This window comes from Endoryza foliicola, assembly GCF_050589245.1.
GTDB lineage: Bacteria > Bacteroidota > Bacteroidia > Chitinophagales > Chitinophagaceae > Endoryza > Endoryza foliicola.
In genome coordinates this window covers 17923-42853 of the sequence record NZ_JBOBEW010000004.1, presented here as the reverse complement: position 1 = coordinate 42853, position 24931 = coordinate 17923, and the positions used below count along the sequence as shown (strand labels likewise).

Genomic DNA, 24931 nt, shown 5'->3' with positions numbered 1-24931 from the left:
GTGGATGGAGATTTCGATAGATTATTTGGAAGGGTGATGTTTGTCACCTTTCAACAAAAAGAAAAAATTACCTTTGCAGTATGAGCAATACCACTCGCCCAAACTATTTCTGGAGCATCTTATCAATGAAATGCCCACGCTGTCGCAGAGGAAAAATGTTTAATTCCGGCAATCCTTGGAACTTAAAAAAGGTATTCGACATGCCTGAGCATTGTGAAGAATGCAAACAACGTTTTGAATTGGAGCAGGGTTTTTGGTATGGTACAGGCTATGTTAGCTATGCGCTTTCAGTAGCACTCTCTGTTGCCTCCTTTGTTGCTTGGTGGGTCTTAATTGGCATGAGTAGTCATGATAAGCGCTTCTTTTGGTGGCTCGGATTGAACATTCTCTTATTGGTGGTATTGCAACCATGGTTGATGCGGCTGAGCAGAGTTATCTACCTTTACTTTTTTGTGAGATACAACGAAGATTACAAAAACACCCCTCCAAAGGAATTTAACCTTTAGTCTTTTTCTTCTTTCGATCGTAAGATATCTGTAAAAATATTGGTCTTGCTGAGTTCTTCCATATCGCTCAGCTCTAATTCCAATGCCCTGGTGCTAAGTGTTATTTCTGTAAGGGAAATCAAAAGGGAAATAATGAAAGCCAAAATACTGCCGGCAAATATAATATAGCTGGCATGCTCCCATTCCTTGAAAATACAAAACATACACACCACGCAAAAAAGAAAACTCATTACACCAAAAGCTTGCATCGAGCGAATCAATCGAATTCTAGCTCTTAAATTACGAATCTGCTCAATCAAGTGCTTTTGATCTGTGTCCTTCTTGTATTTATCGTGCAAATTCCGAATCAAACTCGCCAGTGCCAAAAAACGGTTGGTATACGCCAACATCAACAATGAGATCGCAGGAAACAGTAATGCCGGAGTGGTGATAGAAAGTTGCATGTAATTCAAGTTTTCACCATAAAGGTAGGAAAGAAAAAGTTTAGACGGCAGGTGAAACTAAGGTCTTAAAACCAAAGCGCATCAACGCAATCAAAACTGTATCGAGAGATAATCTGTGTACTTTTCCAAGTCCTTCAGAAATTTTCATACTACTTTGAGTTTCTCCTAAAACTCCGAGAACCTTTGCGCAAAAACAAAACCCCAAAACTTTCGCTTTGGGGTTCTAGTCTTATAAAAATTGGGTTAGTAAGACAATCAGATAACGCAAATTATGGACCAATAGTATTGATTCGCCCTATTTTTTTAAAATCACATTGAAACGCGTTCCCTTTCCTAACTCACTGCTGCAAGCGATTGAACCATTCAATTCCTCTACTATTCGTTTCACGATAGAAAGTCCTAATCCGGTAGACGATTCACCGTCTGTTGGAACAGAACTAACTTTACTGTACTTATCAAAAATAAAAGGAAGCTCATCTGACGCAATGCCCACGCCCTCATCTAACACTTCAACTTGAACCAACTCTTCAAAGTTTTTTAAAAGAATCGTAACCTGCCGGCCTTTAGGCGAATACTTGATTGCATTAGAAACTAAGTTTTCAAAGATCCGATTCACCAACTGTCGATCACTCATAATATAAACTGCATCGCGTGGGTGGATTAGGGTGATAGTGATGTCTTTCTTGGCCGCCATAGGTTCGAAATTGGCTTTCAAACTCTCCATGCACATAATCATATCAAATTTGGTAAGCTCAATAGAAGCTACACTTATTTTTTCATGCTTTTCCACATCTAGAATTCGGGTAATCAATGCTTGTCCGGCCTCTCCTGCTTGTTGAATGCGCAGCAAGCTCTTCTGCTGTTCTTGAGTTAAATTCCCTGCGTCTGTTTGCATCAATTGTACCCACAATTGAATCGTAGCGAAGGGCGTATTCAAATCATGGGAAACAATACTAATCAAGGAATTCTTCTCCCGGTTCAATTCAATCAATTTTTCATTCTGCTCTTGCATCAGAATATTATTCATTTCCAAACGTCTATTCGCATTACGCTTGGTAATAAAAGCAATGGCCACCAACACTACTACCAATCCAAGTAAGATCGACAAAACACTGATGGCCCTATTTTGGAACATCTGTCGCTCCACTCTTGCCATCAGAAAACTATTTTGTGCTTCTTTCTCTTTCACATTAAATCGTTCCTGCAATTCAGCAATTTTCAATTGGGTTTCCTTGTTAATTATTGCCGAATCCAATTCATGCCACTTCAATGAATATTCATACGCCAACTTGTAATTTCGATCTTGTGCTTCAATACGCGACTTCAAAGCATAAGAGTCTGCCTTTTTAGAAATTGATCCTAACAATTCTGCGATGTATAAAGAAGAATCCCCATGTAACCTCGCTAACTTCATCTGCCCTAACTGAAGATAGGTATCGGATAGGTTCAAATGATCGACCCAAAAGCTCTCATTATCGCCGGAACCATTGGAATGCTTTTTATAATTCAAGACGAAATTCTCCAAAGCTTTCTCATAATCTCCCTCTCTGAAATAAGTATTACCCAAATTGTTATAGGTTGTACTCATATCGTAGACCGATTCGCCTAAAGGTCCGCCTAGTCGAATGGCCTCTTGCAAATAATACTTGGCGCTATCGTATTTATGAAGGGTATTGTAGATACCTCCCAAATTGGTGTAAGAATTTAATATCGAGAGCAATTCACCCGATTGCAGCGATTTCTGTGCACAGAGTACAAAATACCCCTTTGCTGCATCAGGCTTTTCCAACTGCATATATGCTATGGCCAAATCGCTGTATGCTGAAATTTCATAATTAATGATTTGCAGCGAACGGGCTTCCTCTAAACACTTGTAATAAAACTCAATGGCCTTCTCCAAATTATTGTACATCTCCTGATGTATACCAAACAGTCGATACGCTAATACTTTTCCCGACTTAAACTTAAGTTTTACCGATTCAGACTCAATTAAATTAGCCGCTATCAATAAAGAGTCTTTCTTTGTTTCATCGAAATCTAAACAACGATCGTAGAGTTGCCTTAAATAAGTGGTGTCTCGTTGCGTATGAGCAACAATTCCGGATAGTAAGAAGAGAAGTAATAAAGATAGCCTGGTTAGCACTAACGTATTTTAATTGAATGTTCGTGGGCTAAAGGCTTGCATAAAATGATCAATCGATCAAATTATTCTTGATAGCAAACTTCACCAAACCCACGGTATTATTAACGCCCAATTTCGAGATCAAATTCTTGCGATGCGTTTCAACCGTACTGATGCTCAAGAACAACTTTCCGGCAATTTCAGCATTGCTGAATTCTTTACAAATCAGCTTCAATATTTCAATTTCACGTTTGGAAAGGATTTCACCAATCTGGCGGTCACCAATGGTAATGGTATTGCGGAAATCGTCGTCATCGGCAATATTCACTTCTTTACTAAAAAATTGCTGGCCCGAAGCCACGGTTTCTATGGCTTTTTTCAATTCTTCAATGCCCGCATTTTTCAACAAATAGCCTTGAATTCCCAGTTTGGTAAGTTTGTGAATATACCTTGTGCCTCGCATCATGGTTAGGTATAATACCTTCAAATCAGGTTTTTGTTCCCTGATTCCCTTTAAAAGCACTTCTTCTTCTATATCGGGGAGATTCACATCAAGCAATAGCACATCTGCATCCAATGATGGAATTTGAGATAGCAAGGCGTTCCCGCTTCGGCAGGATCCAACCACTTTAATTCCGGGTTGCTTATCAAGAAGTAAACATAATCCCTCCAGGTATAATTCCTGATCGTCTGTAACAAAAATCTTAATCATGAGGCGCCAGTCTGGTTGTCAATCACACATATCAATTTTTACGATACGTGCTAATTACGAGTTCTCTATACGCATACTCACGTTACAGGCATAAAAACAATTGATTACACCAATAACCGTTGCTTAATAGTGAGAATATGCGAATAAAATAGGAATGCGGATTGAGTTGCTATCTACCAGTTGACCTAACCAACACGAAGATAGTGGAATTTCACATATAACCCACTTAATCAATGCGTTCAATAATACCGGCAATTCCCTGGCCCCCGCCCACACAGGCTGTCACCATTCCATATTTTTTGTTTAACCGAGAAAGGTCGTTGAGAACCTGAATGGTGAGCTTGCAGCCGGTACAACCCAACGGATGCCCTAATGCGATGGCGCCGCCATTAATATTTACAATAGAAGGATCTAAATTCAGTTCACGAATAACAGCTAAACTCTGAGAAGCAAAGGCTTCGTTTAATTCAATAAGGTCAATTTGTGATTGACTCAACCCGGTTTGTTTTAGCACTTTTGGAATGGCTGCCACAGGTCCTATTCCCATAATTCTGGGATGAACACCTGCTACCGCACTTCCCACCAAACGACCAATAGGCTTCAATCCCAACGACTTCATCAATCGCTCACTCATTACCATCACAAATGCAGCCCCGTCTGAAGTTTGAGAAGAATTGCCCGCAGTAACGGTTCCATTCGCGGCAAATACCGGTTTCAATTTTGCCAAAGCCTCTACATTGGTATCGGCGCGAGGTCCCTCATCGGTATCCACAACATAACTGCGCTGTTGCTTTTTCATTTTCTCATCGAGATACACTTCAGTTACGGTTACAGGCGCAATACCTGATTTGAAATACCCTTTTTCTATGGCATTCAATGCCTTTTGATGTGAAGCCAAGGCAAACGCATCTTGGTCTTCCCTACTTACTTTATAATCTTTTGCTACAGCCTCAGCCGTTAATCCCATATTCAAATAGTAATCGGGTTCATCACTGGCTATAGAATAAGCTGGTACTGTTTTCCAACCCGCCGTAGGTACCAAACTCATGCTTTCAACTCCACCTGCAATGATGCATTCTGCCATTCCGGTCCTAATTTTAGCAGTAGCCATAGCAATCGTCTCCAATCCGGAAGCACAATAACGGTTCACCGTTAAACCGGGCGCTTGAATACCCAACGCTCTGGCAGCAATAATTCTTCCAACTTGCAAGCCCTGCTCCGCTTCCGGAACGGCATTGCCTACAATAACATCATCCACTAAATTGGCTTCCACCGCAGGAACAGATGCCATCAACTGCTTAATAATATCAATGGCTAAATCATCCGGGCGCGTAAAACGAAAACCACCGCGTTTCGACTTGGCAACCGCAGAACGAAGTCCTGCAACAATATAGGCTTCTTGCATATCGTTGTATTTGAAGAATTAAAATAGTTGTTTATGCAACTTTATAGATCAAAGTTAAAGGGTTCCAATTGTAAAAGCAAATAATGATGCTTTTTTTGATCGTATCTTCGCAACCCTATGTATGCTATTATTCGCTCTATTTTGTTTTGGTTCGACGCCGAAAAAGTACATTATTTCGCTATGAACAGCTTGCAGTTTCTTTGCAGCTTTTCCCCCATCCGCTTATTGCTAAGAAATCAATTCGCGCCTAAAAACCCAATTCCAAAAACGGTATGGGGAATTGAATTCAAAAATGAAGTTGGATTGGCAGCCGGTTTTGATAAGAACGCTAGATACCTAAGAGAATTAGAGACCCTCGGTTTCGGATTTGTAGAAATAGGAACCGTCACTCCCTTGGCTCAAGAAGGAAATGAGAAGCCGCGTTTGTTTCGTCTTCCGGCCGACAAAGCACTCATCAATAGAATGGGTTTTAACAACGATGGCGTAAAACTTATTGCCGATCGCTTAAAAACCTGGCGCACAAAAGAATTAGAAAAAAAAGGAGCAAAATCATCCCTGATCATTGGTGGAAATATTGGAAAAAATAAAATAACCCCGAACGAAGACGCTTGGAAAGACTATGAAATTTGTTTCCGTGCATTGTTCGACTTGGTAGACTATTTCGTTGTGAATGTAAGCAGCCCCAATACTCCCGGATTGAGAGCCCTTCAGGAAAAAGATGCTTTGCATAAAATTTTGTCGCATTTACAAACCATCAACAAACAGCAAGCACATCCGAAACCCATTTTACTGAAAATAGCACCCGATTTAACACCCTCACAAGTAGATGATGTAATTGAACTTGCGTTGGAAATCAATTTAGATGGGCTTGTAGCAGCAAATACCACTATCTCGAGAGAACAATTAATTACCCCTACAACAACCGTTGAGAAAATTGGTGCAGGTGGACTAAGCGGTGCTCCTGTTCGCGAAAAAGCAACTGCATTGATTTCTTATATCAACGAAAAAACGGGAGGCAAAATTCCCATCATTGCTTCCGGAGGCATCTTCACAGCAGAAGATGCAGCAGAAAAGAAAAAAGCAGGTGGCACCCTCATTCAAGTTTGGACCGGATTCATTTACGAAGGACCGGGAATTGTGAAGAAACTGCTGAAATAATAATTCGTGAATTCGACGATGTGATTATTGGGTTACTGATCTTCTGAGTTGAACCAATACATGTATTATCCCTTCAATCTGCTACTGATAACTGTACAAATAAATAAAACTATCGTCGGGATAAGAGGTACTGCCCTTCACTTCTATTTTGGATGGATAAATCGTACTACCAGGCAGAGCCGTAATGGCAACGGTAAAATGATCATATTGAGCGCCGATCAAAAAATCACTGGCAGTAAATCCGCCGAGGTAAAAACTCGTTGGAATTTTTTGGGAGAAGAAATCTAAATAGTAGGGAAGAATATTAGAATTGTACACCGCTTTGTGAAATGAATTTCCCAATATTTCATAGTTAGTTGGGTGATAGATCAAAGAAAAAATAGTACCGCTAATATTTAATTCACCAAGTGGATTGCGATAAGTACTGTAGGTAAAGGTTTCTGTTTTAGCATAGTTTCCCCTATTGTTCCCGGGTGAATAAAATTGAGTGGTCATTCCAATGGTCTGATTGTTGATAACATCAGAGCGCCACAGTTCCGGTGAACCATTCAACGTAAACGGCCTGAACCATTCAATCCTTGTAACACTCAAACTAGATCGGTCGTACACACGCTTTACCGGTATTCTTTGAGTTGACGATAGCTCACTGGTTTGATTGGATGAATCCAAAACAAGTTGATTGGCTCCATTGTATGTAAAATAAACCGTATCATATTTTACCGGATTGATGGTGGAGGTAACCGGAGTGATGATCTTATAAGGCTTTGGACTACTGCCTTGATAAAATAAACTACAAGTGGCTGTATCAAAGCCAATGCTCATATAATTCCTCAAACCAACACTTACGAGCCTGTTTAAATTGTCGAAAGAAAAAGTATAGGTTCGTATTCTACTCGTTACCGAAGGGTTTCCTTGGTGATAAAACTCTTCCAATTTTTTAATAAAGCGAATATTATCTGTCTGGTTCTTTACCAGTGTTTTAAAGGTCAAAGAGTTTCCATAGGTAATGCCTCTTGAGCTCACCATGTATGCTTTGAAGTAGTAGGTAGTTGCCTGATTGAGATTGGTTAGCAAAACCGTAAATGTCCCGGAATCAACGTTCTTGATGGTTTTATAACTATTTACAGTGGGATTGGGATTGGTATCGTACACAATACCCGATTCAATGATCCTAGCAGTATCGCCATTCATTGTAATAAGGCCGCCAACAATTGCAGAATCAATACTAACATATGAAGCAGCCACCGTAGTAATACTTGCCATACCTATAACAGGAGGAATAGGAGGATCATCTTTCTTATCACATTTCGTAAAAAGAAACACAATCAGAATTAAACTTGCTATACGAATGATCTTCATGAAGCTGCTGCGGCCGATAATTGATTATAATATACAACTATTCCGGCAATTAACATAGGAGAACCGCAATATTCAATTGACAAGGCAGCCGAATGTTAAATGATTAGTTAGGCTTTGGGGTTTAGGCTTTAGGCTTTAGAAATTTTGACCACAGATGGAATAGATTAAAACAGATTCTCACAGATTAGCATCCGACATTCAATAAACCTAACAGCAATCATGATTTACAGGATGGTGTCTTTAGTTTCTAATTTACCCCCTGTTCTTCTCCTTTTTTAAACATGCACAAGCTTACGCTTGAACTAAACTACGCGAGCTAATGCTCGCTTCGTTACCCCCGTGGCTCCGAGCCTCCGTGGTTCTTTATTTCATTCCCACATTTACAAACTCTCAAATTCACCAATTAACTACCCGGCTGTTCCATTATTAATTATTACTTATTAATTATTAATTGATTTCGTATTGCAAAAACCCTCCCACAAAACTCACCCCATCATATGCCTTGTAATACGCGGCTCTTGCGCCTATTGAAAGAGGAAGCTTGCCAATTCGATACGCATATTCCACTACTACAATAGACCCTGAAGTGCGACTCTTGGTATCTACTTTGGGCCAATTATAGCTTTGTGTTTGAACGGGTGTGGTAGGATCGGTATTGGTTGGAGCAGGATAGGTGCGACGAATACTGTAACCAATAAAGGAATATCCCAATCCAATTCTTAGTGTAGATCGATCAGTAGCAATCGGTAGATAATAGATGCTAAAGTCAACAGTATTCGCTTTTGTATATTCCTCTACTTCTTTGGTTCGAGGCATTCCGGTTATGGAAATATTTTTCAAACCAATAGCCCCTTCCATTTTCTTAAAAAAAGGAAAGTACCCTTCAATGTGAACAGCATTGCCATTCATGCCCGGAAAGTCATGCGCATAACCGCCTCCAAGCTTGATTCCAACTTTATAATCTGATTGTGCCTGTGCGTAAATACTCCAAAAAATAGTGCCCAAAAGAAGAACCCTTTTCATACGGTTGCGTTTTCAATAATGTAAATCTGGGCGATAGGCTTTATTTTGTTGATTAAACTTCTCTATCTACTTAAAAATTGTGCCAATTAGTTCAAAATGAGGATTTTGCGTAGAATCCCCGACCCGAATTCGTAAATACACTAATTTTGCCGACTTAAAAGACTACAGAACAATGAGTGAACTTTTATCCGTAGATGCATTAATTAGCCTACTCACACTTGCTACCCTCGAAATTGTATTAGGGATTGATAACGTAATCTTCGTATCCATCTTAATGGGTCGTATGTCCGACGCCGAAAAACTCAAAGCGCGTCGTATTTGGATGTTTGGTGGCATCGCCATTCGCGTTTGTTTGCTTATGGCTATTGGCTGGTTGGTTAACAATGGAAACAGAGAAATTGAATTCCTAAAAAACCTAACCGGTTATGGATTCACACTTAGAAATGTGATCATGTTTGTGGGTGGTATCTTCTTGCTATACAAAACCGTAAAAGAAATTCACCACAAATTAGAAGGAGAAGAAGAAAGTGCTGGAGAAGCCAAAAAGGCCTCTTTTGGAACCCTTATCACGCAAATCCTGATTGTTGATACCGTATTTTCATTCGACTCTATCATCACAGCCGTTGGTTTGGCGAAAATTGTTACCGTAATGATCATTGCAGTGATCATCGCCATGATCGTAATGTTCTTTTTTGCCGATAAAATTTCTGTGTTCATTCACAAACACCCAACACTGAAAATGTTAGCCTTATCTTTCCTTTTAATGGTTGGTTTCAGCCTTTTCTTCGAAGGATTAGAACCCGTTCATGGAAGTCATATCGACAAAGGATACATCTACTTTGCTATGGCATTCAGCTTTGGCGTAGAATTAATGAACATGTGGATGCGTAAAAAAGAAAAAAGAAGAGTAGTAAAACTGAATGAACCACAACTTCCCGAATCAAAACCGGAGAGTGATATGGCTCACTAATGTATTTGAACCAATAAGGCGGCTGCTACCATGGCAGCCGTTTCTGTTCTCAGTCTTGTTTCGCCCAAACTCACTTCAGTTGCTCCTTTTGAAACAGCTGTTTGAATTTCTTCAAGAGAAAAATCTCCCTCCGGACCAATTAATATGATTTTGTCGCCGATTGTTTTTTGAACTTGCTCAGCAAAAGGAATCTTTACTCGTTCTTCGCAATGAGCAATGCTAATAGATGCATGGCTCCAGTGCTCCCAGGGGAAGGCCTCCAACTCTATTGGATCCAACAATTCGGGCAACCATACTTGTTGACTTTGAATCAAAGCACTTACCAATACCCCCATCATTCGATCTTTCCGAAAATGCTGGCGCTCCGTTCTGTCGGTGATCAATGGAATAATATCTGTAATACCCATTTCAGTGGCTTTCTCTAAAAACCACTCAAAACGAGCCGATTGTTTCAACAATCCTACAGCAACTCCTCTTCTATACAAGGCTTTCTCTTGAAAGGTAGACGACTCAATAACCACCGAGGCCTTCTTCTTATGTGCATGATCTAACCTGGCCTGATACAAATTGCCCTTACCGTCTGTTAGCTGCAAGGCTTCGCCTTCTTCCATTCTCAATACAGAAACCACATGACGAGAGTTCTCCTCATCAAGCACCAAACTTTGATTCACAATTGGACTATCGGCAATATAAAAAAATGGAGCAGCCATATACAAAACAAGGCGATCGTTCCCGATCGCCTTGCAATATAATTCAATAGCTTTTAAATACTATTTTTTTCACCGCAACGCTGCCTATGCATCAGTATCCCTCCCTTCCCGTTTCCTCTATCCTCGCTCCTCGCTTCCTCGTTCCTGCTCCCGGCTGTTTCATTATTAATTATTAATCATTTAATTCTTAATTAAAATGGAGTATCCTCCATATCATCCATCGGCAAATCATTCATCTTACTTCCCGCTTGAATGTACAAACGCGCTCCCGGATCATCGCCACCGGCACCACCTCTATCAGGTTGAATAGGCTTCCAATTGCTTCCACCAATACCACCAAAATCATCTTCCCCAAACTCCACAAATTTCTGAATATGCAACAAGGCTCTCAGCTTCACAGTATCCAAAGAACCGTTACGGTGTTTTGCAATCTTTACGTGCGTTTCTCCTTTATTGCTTTCACCATTCTCATTTGCAGTAATACCATAGTATTCCGGACGGTACAAGAACATTACCATGTCGGCATCTTGTTCAATGGCTCCCGATTCACGAAGGTCACTCAATTGAGGAATCTTATCCCCTTCTTTACGCGATTCAACCGCACGACTCAACTGTGAAAGCGCAATAACCGGAACATTCAACTCCTTCGCCAATCCTTTTAAATCGCGAGAAATTTTACTGATCTCTTGTTCGCGGTTGGTATTCTTTTCTCCACCACCGGTCATCAACTGCAAATAGTCGATGATGATAATTCCAATATTGTGTTTATTCTTCAAGCGGCGACATTTCGCACGCAATTCGAAAATGTTCAACGCTGCCGTATCATCAATATACATCGGTGCTTTCGCCAACTTTGAAATACCCTTTGCATAGAGTTGTTTCATTTCGTGGTCTTCCAATTTACCACGAGCAATTTTCTCTAACCAAATCTCACTTTCAGCACTCAAAATACGTTGTACCAGCTGCGCAGAACTCATCTCTAAACTGAAGAAAGCAACACCGGTTGGTTTGGTAGGATGCAAACATGCATTGCGTGCAAGGTTCAAGGCAAAAGCTGTTTTACCCACTGAAGGACGAGCAGCCAAGATAATCAAGTCGGTATTTTGCCATCCGTAGGTTAAATGATCCAAAGAACTAAATCCACTTGGAACACCGGTAATATCTTCCTCACGATTACGCATATCTTCAATACGCTGTACAGTTTTCACCAATACAGAATCAATGCTATCGAAGTTTTTACGCAGGTGATTGTTTGTGATCTCAAACAGTTTACTCTCCGCATCATCGAGCAAGTCGAATACATCGGTACTGTCTTCATATGAATCAGAAATAATTTCACCGCTGATGCGAATCAATTCACGTTGAATGAATTTTTGAAGAATGATACGAGCGTGCGTTTCAATATTGGCCGCACTAACCACTGAATTGGTAAGTTTGGTCACATAGTAAGGACCGCCAACCACTTCCAATTCTTCGCGCATGCGAAGTTCTTCCACAACAGTCAAAATATCAATGGGCTGATTCTTTTGTTGCAAGCTTTGCATGGCACGGAAAATTCGCTGGTGCGCATCTACATAAAAACATTCGGGCTTCAAGATCTCGATCACTGTATCGAATGCACTCTTTTCAAGCATGATGGCACCCAGAACTGCATCTTCTAAATCTTTCGCTTGTGGAGGTACTTTTCCGTACACCATTGAGCTAAGGTCTACAGAAGGCTTTCCCCTCCGGGCCTTGGCCCGATCTTTATTTAAATTCGTTAAATCCATAATTAGTTAGAAATTAAAATCCTCAAAAATCAACTGCTATTCTTCTCAATGTGGCTATTGGACATTAGGCCTTTGTTACGGTCGGACAGCGAATTTAATCTCTTGTTTTTCTTGTCCGTTTCCTACTTTTAAACACCCAAAACTATCCCCATCACAATCACATTCAATCAACAATTGCACCCGATTTATAAACAGGAATACCGGCTTATCCACAGAAAACAGTGCAATTGTCCACAATTTACGCCCTTCTTTAAAAAATACGCACAGAAAAAGTCTTCATTTTTATTAAAAAAATATTTGGCTCATACCCATCTTTCCTACAAATGCCTTCACGCCTCATTTTGCTAAGAAATGAAGCAATCAAAATCATTGGTTCCTTATTCCTGTAGCTATTAATTCCTACCTTAGAACCATGAAGCATTTACTGATCGCAAGCCTGCTATTGTTTGTTACCATTCAAACCAAAGCACAAACAAAAGCAAAAATCAACCACCTCGCTATTTTCGTTCAGAACCTCTCTAAGAGTGGTCATTTTTATACGCAGATTCTAGGACTCGATTCGATCCCCGAACCCTTTCACGACGGCAAACACCTTTGGTTGAATATTGGAGGAGGTGCTTCCATGCACATCATTGAAGGTGCCCCCGAAAGAAAAGAGTATTTTAAAAACAATCATATCTGCTTTTCAGTAGAAAACGTAACCGATTTTGTAAAGAAACTGGAAGCCAATAAACTGAGCTACGAAGACGTCAGCGGAAAAAAGCAATCCATCACAACTCGGGTCGACGGTGTGCACCAAATCTGGTTTCAGGACCCCGATGGCTATTGGATTGAAGTAAACGATGCCAGATATGGTTTAGCCTCATATTAGCGGCTAAAACAGTATCTTTGCCACCCTTATTTTGAAGAATTAAGCAGCGAATTTTTATGACTATTAGTTATCAATGGCTTTGTGAATATTTACCGGTTCAACCAGACCCCGAGCGTTTAAGCAAGATCCTGACTTCAATTGGTTTGGAAGTAGAAAGCCTTGTTCCTTACGAGGAAGTGAAAGGAGGTATGAAAGGCTTGGTGATTGGAGAAGTATTGACTTGTGAAAAACATCCCAATGCCGATAAGTTATCCCTTACAACTGTAAACATTGGTGCTGAAACTCCGTTGAATATTATTTGTGGAGCACCCAACGTAGCTGCAGGCCAAAAAGTAGTGGTAGCTCCAGTTGGAACCACCATTTATCCCTTCAATGGCGAACCCATTACTATGAAACTCGCCAAGATCAGAGGCTCTGAAAGCATGGGAATGATCTGTGCTCAAGATGAAATTGGCTTGAGCGAAGACCACTCCGGTATCATGATTCTTCCTGCCGATACACCGGTAGGAACGCCCGCCGCTACTTATTTCAAACTTCACAATGACTTTATCTACGAAATAGGCCTTACCCCCAACCGAATGGACGCAATGAGCCATTGGGGTGTGGCAAGAGATGTATGTGCTTACTTAAGTCATCACGATAAAAAAGACTTGAAAGTAACACTCCCCTCTTTCAATGTAAAAACAAGTGCGGGAGCAGCCCCTATTCAAGTGAGCATTGAAAACACCAATGCGTGTCAGCGCTATTCGGGCATTACCATCAAAAATGTAAAAGTGGGAGAAAGTCCGCTATGGCTGCAACAACGCTTGAAAGCCATCGGTCAACGCCCCATTAATAATATTGTAGACATTACCAATTTCATTTTACATGAAACCGGTCAACCACTTCATGCTTTTGATGCAACAGCCATCACAGGCAACAAAGTAGTGGTGAAAAATCTTCCTGCAGAAACGCCTTTTGTTACCCTCGATGGTAAAGAAAGAAAACTGCATCAGGACGATCTCATGATTTGTAACGGTAATGGTGAACCGATGTGTATTGGCGGTGTATTTGGTGGCCAACACAGTGGTGTAAGTGCAACCACTACAACTATCTTTTTGGAAAGTGCTTGGTTCAATCCCATCGATATTCGCAAAACATCGTTCCGCCATGGTCTTAGAACCGATGCCGCAACGCGATTTGAAAAAAATACAGATATCAGCCAAACCCTTAACGTGCTGAAAAGAGCCGCAGCGCTCATCATTGAACTAGCCGGTGGAGAATGCGAAGGTGATTGGGTGGACGTTTATCCGCAACAAAGTCCAAAAACACAAGTAACCCTCAAATTTCATTTCTTGAAGAAATTGAGCGGAAAGAACTACCATGCCGATGCGGTAAAACGCATTTTGCAAAGCTTGGGCTTTACCATTATGCGCGAAGGACTCGACGATATTTTATTGGAAGTTCCTTATAGCAAACCGGATGTAAGCTTGCCGGCAGATGTAGTGGAAGAGATCATGCGAATAGATGGATTGGACAATATCGAAATCCCCACCACTATTGCCATTTCTCCCGCCATTGAAAAACTAGGCTACAAGCATACTTGGAAAGAAAAAGTATCGAACTACTTGGCAGGTCAGGGCTTCAATGAAATTTTCACAAATTCCATTACCAATGCTGCTTATTTTGAAGAAGGCGATCTTACCAATGCGGTACGTTTGCTTAACAACTTAAGTGCAGATCACAATATCATGCGCCCCTCCATGCTGGAAACAGGATTGGAGTCGGTAGCATATAATTTGAACCGCAAAAACTTAAACATCCGCTTTTTCGAATTCGGCAAAACATACGGCAAATCAGCCTCCGGCAACTATTACGAGAACGATCATTGCTGTTTGTTCATCAGCGGTAAAATTGTTGAATCATCTTGGAATAAAAAGCAAGCTCAGGAAGCCGATATCTACTATGTAAAAGGAGTGGTTCAGAGCTTGTTTCAGTTATTGGGCATTCGCAATTGCAATTGGCAAGCTTATAACAATTCGAAATTGCAGTTGGGGCTTCAATTAACGCAAGGCAAAAAAGTTTACGGAACCATTGGAGGTGTAAGCGCTGCCGAATTAAAACGATTCGATATCAAACAGGCTGTGTACTTTATCGACCTCGACTGGGAAGCCATTCTCGATGCCGTTCAAAAAATTCAACTCAAATTCAAAGAGTTACCAAAGCAGTTGCCGGTTTACCGCGATTTGGCCTTGGTTGTAAACAAATCTCTTCCTTTCTCCGACGTGGAAAACTCGGTGAAAAAACTTCGTCTCGATAAATTACAAGAAGTGAAACTCTTCGATATTTTTGAAAGCGAAAAATTGGGAGCCGATAAAAAATCAATGGCCATCAATTTCACCTTCCTTGATCCTGAGAAAACCTTGACCGATAAAGAAATTGACGCAATGATGAGCAGTCTCATGGGCGCGCTCGAAAAAGACGTTCAAGCAGAAATCAGAAAATAAACCGATCATGGAGCAGCAATTAAAGAGAATACAGGAGAAAATGCAGCAGTTAATTAAAAAGAACGCGCTGCTCCAAAAAGATTTGGAAAAAAAGAACGAGGAAATTCGGGAGTTAAAACAGCAAATTTCTGAAGGCCTTCAATACAATGAAGCCTTGCAACAAAAAGTGTCGGCATTGAGCCTGGCGTCTGGAGCGTTGAACGAGGAAGAGAAGAAAGAAATGGAACGGAAAATGAATCATTACATCAAGCAAATCGACCGGTGCATTACCATGCTGGCCGAATAAACTAGATCCGCTTCACCAATCTCATTTTCGCTTCATCTGCACCTTGTGACAATTCCAGCGTGTAAACACCATAGGGAAGATCGTTCAATCCTCTCCATGTAAGTGTCTTTTCACCCTGATTGATCAAGGTTTCCATTCTGCTACATTCGCAGCCTTTGTCGTCTCGCAATACTGCGCATAAACTAGATTCGGAACTGGCTTCCAACTCTAAAGTAAATGCGTCAATGAAAACGGGCGTTTTAATTTTCGCAATCATGTGATCCTTCGGTTTTGGTGTGTGTTTTAATAAGGTAACGAACCTAACCAACGGATTAATAAGCGTCCTATTACGTGAACTGTTAATTAATTGTGGATAAATTTAACACAAGCTTTTTAAAATACCAACAATGGAGGAATTAATTACAATAAATATTTTAATCGCCGATCGTACCTACCGCGTGAAAGTGGCTATTAAAGACGAAGAAGTGGTACGCAAAACGCTTAAAATGATCAACGATAAGATCCTTGAGTTCAAAACGCAGTTTGCAGGGAAAGACATGCAAGACTACCTCGCCATGGTTATCCTTTGGTACGCTACTCAAAACCAAGCTTCACCTGATGGTGGTGTTTCTGATACCATTTTAGATACATTGGGAAAAATGGAACTTCAGCTCGATAAAGCATTGGAGAACAATTAGTTAATTAGACAATTAGTTGATTTGATGGTTCATCGATTTAACAAAAAAAATTGGTGAACCGGGCCTACCCAATTCACCAATTTCGTAATGAACGAATTCGCTAATTAACCAATCAACTCATTATTTCAACAGTTCCTCCAACTTCTCTACCAAGGCCTCTCCTCTCAAATTCTTTGCAACGATTTTACCTGTTGGGTCAATCAGAAAGTTCTGTGGGATGGCTTGAATCCCATATTGAACAGCTACGGCATTTTGCCAGAATTTCAAATCGCTTACTTGTGTCCAATACAACTGATCATCATGAATAGCCTTCAACCATTTTTCCTTTGCATTGGGTTGATCTAAACTCACACCCAAAATGGTGAAACCTTTTTCATTGAATCGTTGGTAGGCTTTAACTACGTTGGGGTTTTCCTGACGGCAGGGACCGCACCAGCTCGCCCAAAAATCGATCAACACATATTTTCCTTTAAAGCTGGAAAGACTCACCGGCACGCCGGCAGTATCGTTCTGAGTGAATTCCATCGCCATTTTACCAACACCTGTTTTGCGAGCAATTTCAACACGTTCCATCAGCTCCTTACCGGAAGGCGTTGCCTTGGCGGAAGCGGGGAGTAATGCTAAAACGGGATCTACTTCATCGGAATTGATATCCCAACCCGCAAACTGACGAACTGCATACAATGCTACCGGTGATTTAGGATTGGCTTGGATATAAGATTTGTATACTTTTTTAGATTCAATGTCCAAAGAATCGAATTGCGCTTCCAAGGCTTTCATTCCGGCCTCATCCTTCTTCTGATACAAATCGCTGTACGCCTTGCTCAAGCTTTCTTGTGCACTTGTAATTGGTTTTAACTGCTCTTGCAAAGCCATGTAAGCCTTATGGCTTTTAGAGCCTGTAACTGAAATATTTGAAAATGAATCGGTGCTTACAACTTTGATGGGTGCGTTTTCGATGTAAACAGCCGCCATGTCTTTCTTGAAACTGATCGCCTTCATTTTGCCATCGGCCCCCGGCGTATAAGCCACCCGCAAGCGCACCAATACGGGCTCTTCAACTGAACCATTGAACTGATAGGTTCCATTTTTCACCACGGCACTGTCTTCCACGCGTTTACCGGCCGAGCTATAATTCAAATAAACTTTAGCTGCGGTGTCTTTAGATAATTTTAATGTTCCCTTGATCTGAAACGAAGACTGCGACCATGCAGTGAATCCGAGTGCCAAAAACAAGGTTGAAAATAGAACTCTCATGTTGGAAATAATTTGCGGAAAGATACTATCATTTAAAAGGCAGCCCAAAAGTTTGGGCTAATTGGTGCTTAAACATATTAAATAACGCTAATATTTCTTATCGTCGTCCTAATTTTCATTAGCTTTTGGAAATCAACATACTAATACCTGTTAAATTTTCGTATTTTCGCAAGCTTAGTACCGTTCTTTGATCATATTACTAACCTTAACTGTGATCAAAGACCTTAACCATAATATAAACTATTGATTACCAATGGAAATTATCACCTACATCATAGGAGGAGTCGGTTTAGTGGTGGGAATCATTGCTGGGAAATTCATCTTTGCAAAAAACACCCAACAGAAAATTGACGAGGCAGAAAAGCAAGCACAGATCCTCCTGAAAGAAGCAGAACTGAGAGCAGAGACCTTGAAAAAGGAAAAAGAACTGGAAGCCGAGAAGAAATTTGTTCAATTAAGAGCGAACCACGATAAGGAAGTAAACGAACGTAATCGCAAGATTAACGAAGTTGAAAACAAGATTCGTCAGAAAGAACAAAGCATCAATCAAAAAGAAAGCGGTCTCGACAAACAAATCAAAGAAAACGAAGCGATCAAAGACAATTTGAACCGTCAGATCGAAGTAGTTAACTTGAAGAGAACCGAACTTGAAAAGCACCAAGAAGAGCACATTCGCCGATTGGAAAAAATTGCCGGTTTAACAGCCGACGAGGCAAAAACCCAATTGGTAGAAAGCTTGAAACAAGAAGCCCAAACGCAAGCATTGGCAGTTCAACAAGAAATTATTGACGACGCCAAGCAAAAAGCCAATAAAGAAGCCCGTAAAATCATCATTCAAACCATTCAGCGTACGGCTGCGGAACAAGCCATTGAGAACTCCATTACGGTGTTCAATTTGGAAAGTGACGAAATCAAAGGTCAGATCATTGGTAGAGAGGGTAGAAATATCCGCGCTATTGAAGCGGCTACCGGTGTGGATTTGATTGTAGACGATACTCCTGAAGCCATCATCCTTTCTTCCTTCGATCCATTGAGAAGAGAGATCGCTCGTTTAAGCTTGCAGCGATTGGTGACCGATGGTCGTATCCACCCTGCACGTATTGAAGAAGTAGTGGAGAAAACCCGCCGTCAAATTGAAGAGCAAGTGATGGAAATTGGAGAACGTACGGTGATTGAATTGGGTATTCACGGTTTGCACAAAGAATTGATTCGTATGGTGGGAAGAATGCGTTTCCGTTCTTCTTATGGTCAGAACTTGTTGATGCACAGCCGCGAAACGGCTAATTTGTGTGCGACCATGGCTGCAGAACTGGGATTGAACCCGAAATTGGCAAAAAGAGCCGGTTTACTTCACGATATAGGAAAAGTGCCTGATGAAGAATCAGAATTAAGCCATGCCTTGTTGGGAGCTAAATTGGCCGAGAAATACGGTGAAAACCCGGCTGTTGTGAATGCTATTGGTGCTCACCACGATGAAATGGAAATGCAATACGTAATTGCTCCTATCATCCAGGCTTGTGACGCTATTAGCGGTGCACGTCCCGGTGCTCGTCGTGAAATTATGCAGCAATATTTGCAGCGTATCAAAGACCTCGAGAACTTGGCCATGGCCTATACCGGAGTTGAAAAAGCCTATGCTATTCAGGCAGGTCGAGAACTTCGTGTGATTGTAGAAGCGGAGAAAGTGACTGATAATGACTCAGATAAGCTCAGCTTTGAGATCGCCCAGAAGATTCAGAATGAAATGACCTTCCCCGGACAGATCAAAGTAACCGTAATTCGCGAGAAACGTGCAGTAAACATCGCCCGCTAATTTTAGCAGGTAATTTGAAAAAATCTTGGAAAGAAAGGTGAAATATCCAATTTTTCCTTACCTTTGCATCCCTTAAATTAAAAGATCATGAACGCAGCAGTTCAGTTTGTACACGAGCAAATGACAACGAAAAAGACATTCCCCAACTTCAAAGCTGGTGATAATGTGTCTGTTAACTATAAAATCATCGAAGGTGGTAAGGAGCGTATCCAAAGCTTCCGTGGTGATGTTATCAAACGTCAAGGTACTGGCGCAACTGCCAGCTTCACTGTAAGAAAAATTTCTGACGGTGTTGGTGTTGAAAGAACTTTCCCTTTGTATTCACCTAATATTGACTCAATTGAGTTGAATAAGTCAGGTCGTGTTCGCAGAGCGAAATTGTACTTCCAGAGAGAGCGTTTCGGTAAGAGTGCTCGTATCAAAGAAAAAAGAATGGCTGTTGAGTCTGCTAAATAAGCTGATTCAATACTGTAATAACATTCGTGTAACAAGTGAGGTGTCAAATAATGGCACCTCTTTTGTTATGAATATTCATGAAAAACCCTAATTTGCAAGTTCAAAATTTAACCTCATGTTATTAGCTACAATTAAACCAATATTCCTACTCGGTATGCCTGGTGGCTCTGAATGGATTCTGATTGTGTTAGCCGTTCTCGTACTCTTTGGTGGCCGAAAAATCCCTGAGTTCATGAAAGGTATCGGTAAAGGTATCCGTGAATTCAACGATGCTAAAAACAACGTGAAGAAGGAAATCGAAGACGGTATGAACGAAAAAGACAAACAACAATCAAGTTCCGCTCACTAGTTTAGGTTTTTGGCTTTCTCGTGTTTAAGTACGATTCAATAGAACAATATCATACTGAATTGCGTAACGGCACTACTTCTTGCGAAGAGGCCGTTACGTTTTATTTAGAGCAGATCCAAGTTCATCAGCATCTGAACGCCTTTGTTCATGTTTTTGCTGAAGAAGCCTTGGAAACCGCTCGATCTCAAGATGCTGCCCGAAAAGCAGGCGCTCCTCTCCCATCTTTACACGGCGTTGTAATTGCAATTAAAGATGTAATTGCTTATAAAGACCATCCGCTTTCTGCCGCCTCCAACATTCTCAAAGGCTTCAAAAGTATTTACAATGCAACGGCTGTAACTAAACTCTTAGATGCCGGTGCCATAATCATTGGAACTACCAATTGTGATGAATTCGCCATGGGTTCTACCAATGAACACTCCGCCTTTGGAAAAGTATTGAACGGCATCGACCCTACCAAAGTGCCCGGTGGCTCTTCCGGTGGCTCGGCGGTAGCAGTACAAATGGATTGCTGCATGGTGAGCTTGGGTAGCGATACCGGTGGATCTGTTCGCCAGCCGGCCGACTTCTGTGGAATTGTGGGACTGAAACCAACTTATGGTCGGATCTCCCGCTATGGATTGATCGCCTATGCCTCCTCTTTCGATCAAATAGGCATCTTCTCAAAGAACATTCCCGATAATGCCCTCGTACTGGAAGTGATCAGTGGCCCCGATGAATTCGATAGCACAGCCCATACCGAAGCCCCTGAAGCCTACTCGAAGGCCTTGAAGGCCCCCGGAAAACCCCTTAAAATCGCTTATTTCAAAGAAGCGATCGAAAGCCCGGCCCTAGATCCTGAAATTGCCGGCCGATTAAGGGAATTATTTTCCCGTTTAGAGAAAGACGGACACCAGCTTTGCCCGGTTTCTTTCGAATACCTCGATTATATTGTTCCTACCTATTATATTCTTACCACGGCCGAAGCCTCCTCTAACCTCTCCAGATTTGATGGGGTAAAGTATGGATTCAGGCATGTGGATAAAAAAAACGACCTCAACGAGTTCTACTGCCAAACACGGTCAAAAGGCTTCGGTTGGGAGGTCAAAAAACGCATCATGCTGGGGTCTTTCGTACTTAGTTCAGGGTACTACGACGCCTACTTCACCCGCGCCCAGCAAGTCCGCCGTTTACTAGTGGACAAAACAAACCTGATCTTCAATCAATTCGACGCCCTCGTTCTTCCCAATGCTCCAAGTACGGCTTTTCCCATCGGCGAAAAGTCGGATGACCCCATTGCGATGTACTTGGCTGACATTTTTACAGTTTTTTCCAACCTTACCGGGGTTCCCGGCATCTCTCTCCCGCTTTTTTGGCACAGTAATGGCTTACCATTCGGGGTGCAAGTTATGACAAACCGATTTTCGGAGTTATCTTTGCTCCAGTTATCCAACCAATGGATGGCTGCCTATAAAGACAGTAAGCAATAGAAAAACCATTTATTACGACCGCTGTTTTTGGTAGGCTTCTTCCGATAGTCCTATGCTAAACATCATTTTAATCCAGTCCTATTGTAGTGTCGGTATTGTGTAGTAAACAAAATGATGATGAAGCAAAAAACATTGATGCTCACTATTTTGAGCGTAAGCTTAACGTTGTTGGCTTTTGGTCAGCCTGCTAAAGGTGGCTCCAAAAAGACAGCATCGAACAGCAGCGGCAAAAAAGTAATGAGGGTTACCACCCTAACGGATTCTGTGATGGCTCCGGGCAAGGCGGCTAAAAAGGATACGCTTCAGCGATTCATACCCAATTTGTTCGAATCCAGCCTCAGCTCTGCCTCAGGAATTCGCTTGAACCCTAGAGCCGTTAGCTTTGTACAAGATTATATGGAAGAAAATGGCGAAGACCTTCTGAAAATGAAGGGTTGGGCCCGCCCCTACTTCAACATGATGGACGCGGTTCTCACACGCTACTCTCTTCCCGCCGAGTTGAAATACCTCGCAGTAATTGAATCTCAACTAAAAAGCTCTGCTGTTTCTTGGGCCGGTGCTGTTGGGCCATGGCAGTTTATGCCAGAAACCGCACGCACATTGGGCTTAAAAGTGAACAGAAAAGTGGATGAGCGCAAAGACTTTATTAAAAGTACCCATGCTGCCGCCAAGTACTTAAGAGATTTGTATTCCGAGTTTGGAGACTGGCTTTTGGTTATTGCTGCCTATAATGGTGGACCGGTAAATGTTTACAGTGCCATTAAAAAGAGCAAAAGCCGTAATTTCTGGGATCTGCAACGCTATTTGCCCAACGAAACCAGAAACCACGTAAAGAAGTTCATTGGTACGCACTATGTGTTCGAAGGTCAGGGTGGTATTACCACGCTTACCAAAGCGGAAACAACCGAGCAATTGAGCGCTGTTTCTAACTTCGTAGCAAGCAGAAATTTGAGTCAAAAAGAAATGGACAATGTAAAAACAATGAAGATCTCCGGCAAATACCATTCGGAAATCATCGCTAGAATCATTGCCATGGATATCAACGAATTCAACCGTTACAATCCTAATTTCGACAAGGTAATTGCTGCCGGCGCTAGCAGTTATGAATTGAAGTTACCAGCCGAAAAAATGGAAGTATTTGTAACCAATAAATATCAAATATTGAACGAATCAGTTCAGTATTTACTCAGTGGCGGTGCGGTATGTACTGATCCTGTTCAAGTTCGCCACTAAACAACCACCCAAGCTAATTACTTTAAAGTGCTGACCTCGGTTAGCACTTTTTTTATGGCGGCTGCTTTCAATAAACATTCTTCGTATTCCCGCTCCGGCTGCGCATAATACGTGATTCCGGATCCTGTATGAAACGACAGATAAGCCGTGTTTTGATTGTAAAATACAGAGCGAATCATCACATTGAAATCAAAATCACCATTCGGTTTAATATATCCTATACTGCCGGAGAAAAGGCCCCGGTTCGAGCATTCGTACTTTTCAATCAGCTCCATTACTTTTTTCTTCGGAGCGCCGGTCATAGAACCCATCGGGAAACAAGCTTTCATAATTGCTCCTAATCCGATATCTGCAATGGGCTTTCCTTTTACGGTCGAAATCATCTGATGCACTTTCGGGAAACTCATCACTTTGCAGAGCTCAGGAACAGTCACTGTTCCGGCAACACATACTTTAGACAAATCGTTTCGAACCAAGTCTACCACCATAATATTTTCAGCGCGCTCCTTCGGATCCATCATTAATTGTTGCCGCTGTGCGGCATCGGCAGCCGCATCGTCGTGAATTCGTTTAGCAGTTCCTTTCATGGGTTGCGACCACAAATAGTCTTCCTTATAAGCAATGAATCGTTCCGGACTGGCACTCATAGCGTAGCAATAATTCCACTGATAATAAACACTGAAGGGTTGTTGCAGATCTTGATTCAACGCATCAAAAACAGCCGGGGGATGAATGAAGGTGTTGGAAGAGAAAAACTCCTGGCAGTAGTTCAATTCATAACAAGCCCCTTGTAAGAGGTTTTGTTGAATGGATTTTACAGTGGCAATATAATCGCCTTTGGTCATTCTAGGCATTGGCAGGATTTCTTCTCTGGCCGCAGGCGGCAGAACTGTTGATGCTGTTTGAATTTCTTCGAAAACTGCTTGGGGGCTTTTGTTCACCGAACCAATATGAATCCGAGAATCGCTTATTTCCAATACAATTTCCGGTACAAAAAAATAGAGATCAGGGAAGCCAATTGGATCGAGCAACTTTGATTCAAGGGTTTCAATTTCATTTTTTAGGTTGTAACCCAGATGTCCAAAAACCCAATCATTGTTTTGCGCAATGAATGCATCGAGTTCCGTGAAAGCATTACCTGCATTGCATTGCAGGTGCACAACACTTCCTGCTGCGACCATTTTTTGGATTGATCCCAGTTTGTCCGATTGTTGGTTACTATCCATTAAACAAAAATTGCTGAACCGGGTGCTCCAGTTCAGCAATTGTATATTGAATGTAACGATATCGGCTACGTTAAAATATTCGTAGACTCTTTTCTTCATTCAAGGATAACTTTCAACGATTAATAATCGTCGTCGTCGTCATCAAAGCCGCCACCGTCATCAAAAAGATCCATGTCTTTGAAGTCGTCATCTAAACCCAAGTCATCGTCGTCTGCTTTACCTTTCTTAGGGGTACCGCTGCCGCCGCCGGTTGCTTTTTTGGTTTTGGATTTTGGAATATCGAATTCGTCGAAATCGGGGTCCCAATTATCGTCTTCATCTACTTTATCCCAATCATCAACTTCGTCGATGTCATCGCTGTCATCGTCGTCGTCGTCATCGTCATCACCTTTTGATTTTTTAGAGGAAGCTTTTGAAGCACCTTTTTTGGGCGTTTCATCTAGTTCTTCATCTTCAAGATCATCGTCGTCGTCTTCTTCTAACTGTTTTTTCGGTTTAGAAGATTCTTTGGGGGTTGTTTCCTTTGGTGATTTGGGCGCAGATTTACTGCTTGTGCTTTTCCCCTTATCAGATTTTGCTGCCATATTCTGGTAAGATTATGATGTAAAATTTCAGCGAAGATTTTAAATAG

24 protein-coding genes are annotated in these 24931 nt (G+C 41.5%); 12 read left to right on the top strand and 12 right to left on the bottom strand.

Going from position 1 to position 24931, the window contains the following annotated elements; translation table 11 throughout:
• The first annotated feature begins 80 nt into the window (after positions 1 to 80).
• The gene (locus tag ACQ2HE_RS10080) at positions 81 to 506 is read left to right on the top strand and encodes a DUF983 domain-containing protein (RefSeq protein WP_430899904.1); all 426 of its coding nucleotides are present in this window, start codon (positions 81 to 83) and stop codon (positions 504 to 506) included.
• Here the strand turns inward: ACQ2HE_RS10080 and ACQ2HE_RS10075 are convergent.
• From ACQ2HE_RS10075 to ACQ2HE_RS10060, 4 genes are all read right to left on the bottom strand, one after another.
• A complete protein-coding gene (locus ACQ2HE_RS10075) occupies positions 503 to 949 on the bottom strand; it encodes a DUF2721 domain-containing protein (protein ID WP_430899906.1) in 447 nt (148 codons plus the stop codon). The genes ACQ2HE_RS10080 and ACQ2HE_RS10075 overlap by 4 nt on opposite strands.
• Positions 950 to 1244: 295 nt before the next feature.
• Positions 1245 to 3092 carry a tetratricopeptide repeat-containing sensor histidine kinase gene (locus ACQ2HE_RS10070; protein ID WP_430899908.1) on the bottom strand — a complete coding sequence of 616 codons (1848 nt, stop codon included), beginning with the start codon at positions 3090 to 3092 and terminating at the stop codon, positions 1245 to 1247.
• A gap of 49 nt (positions 3093 to 3141) precedes the next feature.
• Positions 3142 to 3783 (bottom strand): response regulator, encoded by a 642-nt coding sequence (locus ACQ2HE_RS10065; RefSeq protein WP_430899910.1) that lies wholly within the window; start codon positions 3781 to 3783, stop codon positions 3142 to 3144.
• A gap of 226 nt (positions 3784 to 4009) precedes the next feature.
• Complete coding sequence (locus ACQ2HE_RS10060) at positions 4010 to 5188, bottom strand: acetyl-CoA C-acyltransferase (RefSeq protein WP_430899912.1); 1179 nt, start codon at positions 5186 to 5188, stop codon at positions 4010 to 4012.
• A 117-nt stretch (positions 5189 to 5305) separates the two neighbouring features.
• On the opposite strand from ACQ2HE_RS10060, the gene ACQ2HE_RS10055 reads away from it, so the two are divergent.
• Complete coding sequence (locus ACQ2HE_RS10055) at positions 5306 to 6346, top strand: quinone-dependent dihydroorotate dehydrogenase (RefSeq protein ID WP_430899914.1); 1041 nt, start codon at positions 5306 to 5308, stop codon at positions 6344 to 6346.
• A gap of 81 nt (positions 6347 to 6427) precedes the next feature.
• Here ACQ2HE_RS10055 and ACQ2HE_RS10050 read toward each other — a convergent pair whose 3' ends face one another.
• Together ACQ2HE_RS10050 and ACQ2HE_RS10045 are read right to left on the bottom strand one after the other, a co-directional pair.
• Positions 6428 to 7705, bottom strand: coding sequence for a fibronectin type III domain-containing protein (locus ACQ2HE_RS10050; protein ID WP_430899916.1), 1278 nt, complete (start codon positions 7703 to 7705; stop codon positions 6428 to 6430).
• A gap of 447 nt (positions 7706 to 8152) precedes the next feature.
• Entirely contained in the window at positions 8153 to 8728 is a 576-nt protein-coding gene (locus ACQ2HE_RS10045; RefSeq protein ID WP_430899918.1) for a hypothetical protein, read from the bottom strand.
• A gap of 172 nt (positions 8729 to 8900) precedes the next feature.
• Between ACQ2HE_RS10045 and ACQ2HE_RS10040 the strand changes: the two genes are divergently transcribed.
• Positions 8901 to 9698, top strand: coding sequence for a TerC family protein (locus ACQ2HE_RS10040; RefSeq protein ID WP_430899920.1), 798 nt, complete (start codon positions 8901 to 8903; stop codon positions 9696 to 9698).
• Here the strand turns inward: ACQ2HE_RS10040 and ACQ2HE_RS10035 are convergent.
• Together ACQ2HE_RS10035 and dnaB are read right to left on the bottom strand one after the other, a co-directional pair.
• Positions 9695 to 10408 (bottom strand): RsmE family RNA methyltransferase, encoded by a 714-nt coding sequence (locus ACQ2HE_RS10035; protein ID WP_430899922.1) that lies wholly within the window; start codon positions 10406 to 10408, stop codon positions 9695 to 9697. The genes ACQ2HE_RS10040 and ACQ2HE_RS10035 overlap by 4 nt on opposite strands.
• A gap of 191 nt (positions 10409 to 10599) precedes the next feature.
• On the bottom strand, positions 10600 to 12177 hold the full coding sequence (dnaB, locus tag ACQ2HE_RS10030; protein WP_430899924.1) for a replicative DNA helicase: 1578 nt from the start codon (positions 12175 to 12177) through the stop codon (positions 10600 to 10602).
• A 412-nt stretch (positions 12178 to 12589) separates the two neighbouring features.
• On the opposite strand from dnaB, the gene ACQ2HE_RS10025 reads away from it, so the two are divergent.
• The 3 genes from ACQ2HE_RS10025 to ACQ2HE_RS10015 are packed head-to-tail and all read left to right on the top strand — an operon-like array spanning position 12590 to position 15820.
• Complete coding sequence (locus tag ACQ2HE_RS10025) at positions 12590 to 13048, top strand: VOC family protein (protein WP_430899926.1); 459 nt, start codon at positions 12590 to 12592, stop codon at positions 13046 to 13048.
• A 56-nt stretch (positions 13049 to 13104) separates the two neighbouring features.
• Positions 13105 to 15534, top strand: coding sequence for a phenylalanine--tRNA ligase subunit beta (gene pheT / locus ACQ2HE_RS10020; RefSeq protein ID WP_430899928.1), 2430 nt, complete (start codon positions 13105 to 13107; stop codon positions 15532 to 15534).
• Between the two features lie 7 nt (positions 15535 to 15541).
• Positions 15542 to 15820 (top strand): hypothetical protein, encoded by a 279-nt coding sequence (locus tag ACQ2HE_RS10015; RefSeq protein WP_430899930.1) that lies wholly within the window; start codon positions 15542 to 15544, stop codon positions 15818 to 15820.
• A gap of 1 nt (position 15821) precedes the next feature.
• On the opposite strand, the gene ACQ2HE_RS10010 is transcribed toward ACQ2HE_RS10015, so the two are convergent.
• Positions 15822 to 16076 carry a hypothetical protein gene (locus ACQ2HE_RS10010; RefSeq protein ID WP_430899932.1) on the bottom strand — a complete coding sequence of 85 codons (255 nt, stop codon included), beginning with the start codon at positions 16074 to 16076 and terminating at the stop codon, positions 15822 to 15824.
• A gap of 130 nt (positions 16077 to 16206) precedes the next feature.
• On the opposite strand from ACQ2HE_RS10010, the gene ACQ2HE_RS10005 reads away from it, so the two are divergent.
• Positions 16207 to 16497 (top strand): cell division protein ZapA, encoded by a 291-nt coding sequence (locus ACQ2HE_RS10005; RefSeq protein WP_430899934.1) that lies wholly within the window; start codon positions 16207 to 16209, stop codon positions 16495 to 16497.
• 120 nt (positions 16498 to 16617) lie between these two features.
• Here ACQ2HE_RS10005 and ACQ2HE_RS10000 read toward each other — a convergent pair whose 3' ends face one another.
• Positions 16618 to 17754 (bottom strand): redoxin domain-containing protein, encoded by a 1137-nt coding sequence (locus ACQ2HE_RS10000; RefSeq protein WP_430899936.1) that lies wholly within the window; start codon positions 17752 to 17754, stop codon positions 16618 to 16620.
• Positions 17755 to 18007: 253 nt separating this feature from the next.
• Between ACQ2HE_RS10000 and rny the strand changes: the two genes are divergently transcribed.
• The 5 genes from rny (at position 18008) to ACQ2HE_RS09975 (ending at position 23074) form a co-directional block, all read left to right on the top strand.
• Positions 18008 to 19567 carry a ribonuclease Y gene (gene rny, locus ACQ2HE_RS09995; RefSeq protein WP_430899938.1) on the top strand — a complete coding sequence of 520 codons (1560 nt, stop codon included), beginning with the start codon at positions 18008 to 18010 and terminating at the stop codon, positions 19565 to 19567.
• A gap of 87 nt (positions 19568 to 19654) precedes the next feature.
• The gene (rplS, locus tag ACQ2HE_RS09990) at positions 19655 to 20023 is read left to right on the top strand and encodes a 50S ribosomal protein L19 (protein WP_430899940.1); all 369 of its coding nucleotides are present in this window, start codon (positions 19655 to 19657) and stop codon (positions 20021 to 20023) included.
• Between the two features lie 115 nt (positions 20024 to 20138).
• Positions 20139 to 20372, top strand: coding sequence for a Sec-independent protein translocase subunit TatA/TatB (locus ACQ2HE_RS09985; protein ID WP_430899942.1), 234 nt, complete (start codon positions 20139 to 20141; stop codon positions 20370 to 20372).
• A 20-nt stretch (positions 20373 to 20392) separates the two neighbouring features.
• On the top strand, positions 20393 to 21841 hold the full coding sequence (gene gatA / locus ACQ2HE_RS09980) for an Asp-tRNA(Asn)/Glu-tRNA(Gln) amidotransferase subunit GatA (RefSeq protein ID WP_430899944.1): 1449 nt from the start codon (positions 20393 to 20395) through the stop codon (positions 21839 to 21841).
• A 117-nt stretch (positions 21842 to 21958) separates the two neighbouring features.
• A complete protein-coding gene (locus ACQ2HE_RS09975) occupies positions 21959 to 23074 on the top strand; it encodes a lytic transglycosylase domain-containing protein (RefSeq protein WP_430899946.1) in 1116 nt (371 codons plus the stop codon).
• Positions 23075 to 23091: 17 nt separating this feature from the next.
• Here the strand turns inward: ACQ2HE_RS09975 and ACQ2HE_RS09970 are convergent, their stop codons facing one another.
• Both ACQ2HE_RS09970 and ACQ2HE_RS09965 read right to left on the bottom strand, forming a co-directional pair.
• Complete coding sequence (locus ACQ2HE_RS09970; RefSeq protein WP_430899948.1) at positions 23092 to 24399, bottom strand: anthranilate synthase component I family protein; 1308 nt, start codon at positions 24397 to 24399, stop codon at positions 23092 to 23094.
• A 20-nt stretch (positions 24400 to 24419) separates the two neighbouring features.
• Positions 24420 to 24884, bottom strand: a complete 465-nt coding sequence (locus tag ACQ2HE_RS09965; protein WP_430899950.1) for a hypothetical protein — start codon at positions 24882 to 24884, stop codon at positions 24420 to 24422.
• Positions 24885 to 24931: the final 47 nt, after the last annotated feature.

Excerpts from the sequence above, each read along its gene's own strand:
- ACQ2HE_RS10040 (WP_430899920.1), top strand. The coding sequence starts at position 8,901 with ATGAGTGAACTTTTATCCGTAGATGCATTAATTAGCCTACTCACACTT.
- ACQ2HE_RS10035 (WP_430899922.1), bottom strand. The coding sequence starts at position 10,408 with ATGGCTGCTCCATTTTTTTATATTGCCGATAGTCCAATTGTGAATCAA.
- ACQ2HE_RS10005 (WP_430899934.1), top strand. The coding sequence starts at position 16,207 with ATGGAGGAATTAATTACAATAAATATTTTAATCGCCGATCGTACCTAC.
- ACQ2HE_RS09985 (WP_430899942.1), top strand. The coding sequence starts at position 20,139 with ATGTTATTAGCTACAATTAAACCAATATTCCTACTCGGTATGCCTGGT.
- rplS (WP_430899940.1), top strand. The coding sequence starts at position 19,655 with ATGAACGCAGCAGTTCAGTTTGTACACGAGCAAATGACAACGAAAAAG.
- ACQ2HE_RS10015 (WP_430899930.1), top strand. The coding sequence starts at position 15,542 with ATGGAGCAGCAATTAAAGAGAATACAGGAGAAAATGCAGCAGTTAATT.
- ACQ2HE_RS09965 (WP_430899950.1), bottom strand. The coding sequence starts at position 24,884 with ATGGCAGCAAAATCTGATAAGGGGAAAAGCACAAGCAGTAAATCTGCG.
- ACQ2HE_RS10050 (WP_430899916.1), bottom strand. The coding sequence starts at position 7,705 with ATGAAGATCATTCGTATAGCAAGTTTAATTCTGATTGTGTTTCTTTTT.
- ACQ2HE_RS10065 (WP_430899910.1), bottom strand. The coding sequence starts at position 3,783 with ATGATTAAGATTTTTGTTACAGACGATCAGGAATTATACCTGGAGGGA.
- ACQ2HE_RS10055 (WP_430899914.1), top strand. The coding sequence starts at position 5,306 with ATGTATGCTATTATTCGCTCTATTTTGTTTTGGTTCGACGCCGAAAAA.
- rny (WP_430899938.1), top strand. The coding sequence starts at position 18,008 with ATGGAAATTATCACCTACATCATAGGAGGAGTCGGTTTAGTGGTGGGA.
- ACQ2HE_RS10075 (WP_430899906.1), bottom strand. The coding sequence starts at position 949 with ATGCAACTTTCTATCACCACTCCGGCATTACTGTTTCCTGCGATCTCA.
- ACQ2HE_RS10060 (WP_430899912.1), bottom strand. The coding sequence starts at position 5,188 with ATGCAAGAAGCCTATATTGTTGCAGGACTTCGTTCTGCGGTTGCCAAG.
- ACQ2HE_RS10000 (WP_430899936.1), bottom strand. The coding sequence starts at position 17,754 with ATGAGAGTTCTATTTTCAACCTTGTTTTTGGCACTCGGATTCACTGCA.
- dnaB (WP_430899924.1), bottom strand. The coding sequence starts at position 12,177 with ATGGATTTAACGAATTTAAATAAAGATCGGGCCAAGGCCCGGAGGGGA.
- pheT (WP_430899928.1), top strand. The coding sequence starts at position 13,105 with ATGACTATTAGTTATCAATGGCTTTGTGAATATTTACCGGTTCAACCA.
- ACQ2HE_RS10080 (WP_430899904.1), top strand. The coding sequence starts at position 81 with ATGAGCAATACCACTCGCCCAAACTATTTCTGGAGCATCTTATCAATG.
- ACQ2HE_RS10025 (WP_430899926.1), top strand. The coding sequence starts at position 12,590 with ATGAAGCATTTACTGATCGCAAGCCTGCTATTGTTTGTTACCATTCAA.
- ACQ2HE_RS10010 (WP_430899932.1), bottom strand. The coding sequence starts at position 16,076 with ATGATTGCGAAAATTAAAACGCCCGTTTTCATTGACGCATTTACTTTA.
- ACQ2HE_RS09970 (WP_430899948.1), bottom strand. The coding sequence starts at position 24,399 with ATGAAGAAAAGAGTCTACGAATATTTTAACGTAGCCGATATCGTTACA.
- ACQ2HE_RS10045 (WP_430899918.1), bottom strand. The coding sequence starts at position 8,728 with ATGAAAAGGGTTCTTCTTTTGGGCACTATTTTTTGGAGTATTTACGCA.
- ACQ2HE_RS09975 (WP_430899946.1), top strand. The coding sequence starts at position 21,959 with ATGAAGCAAAAAACATTGATGCTCACTATTTTGAGCGTAAGCTTAACG.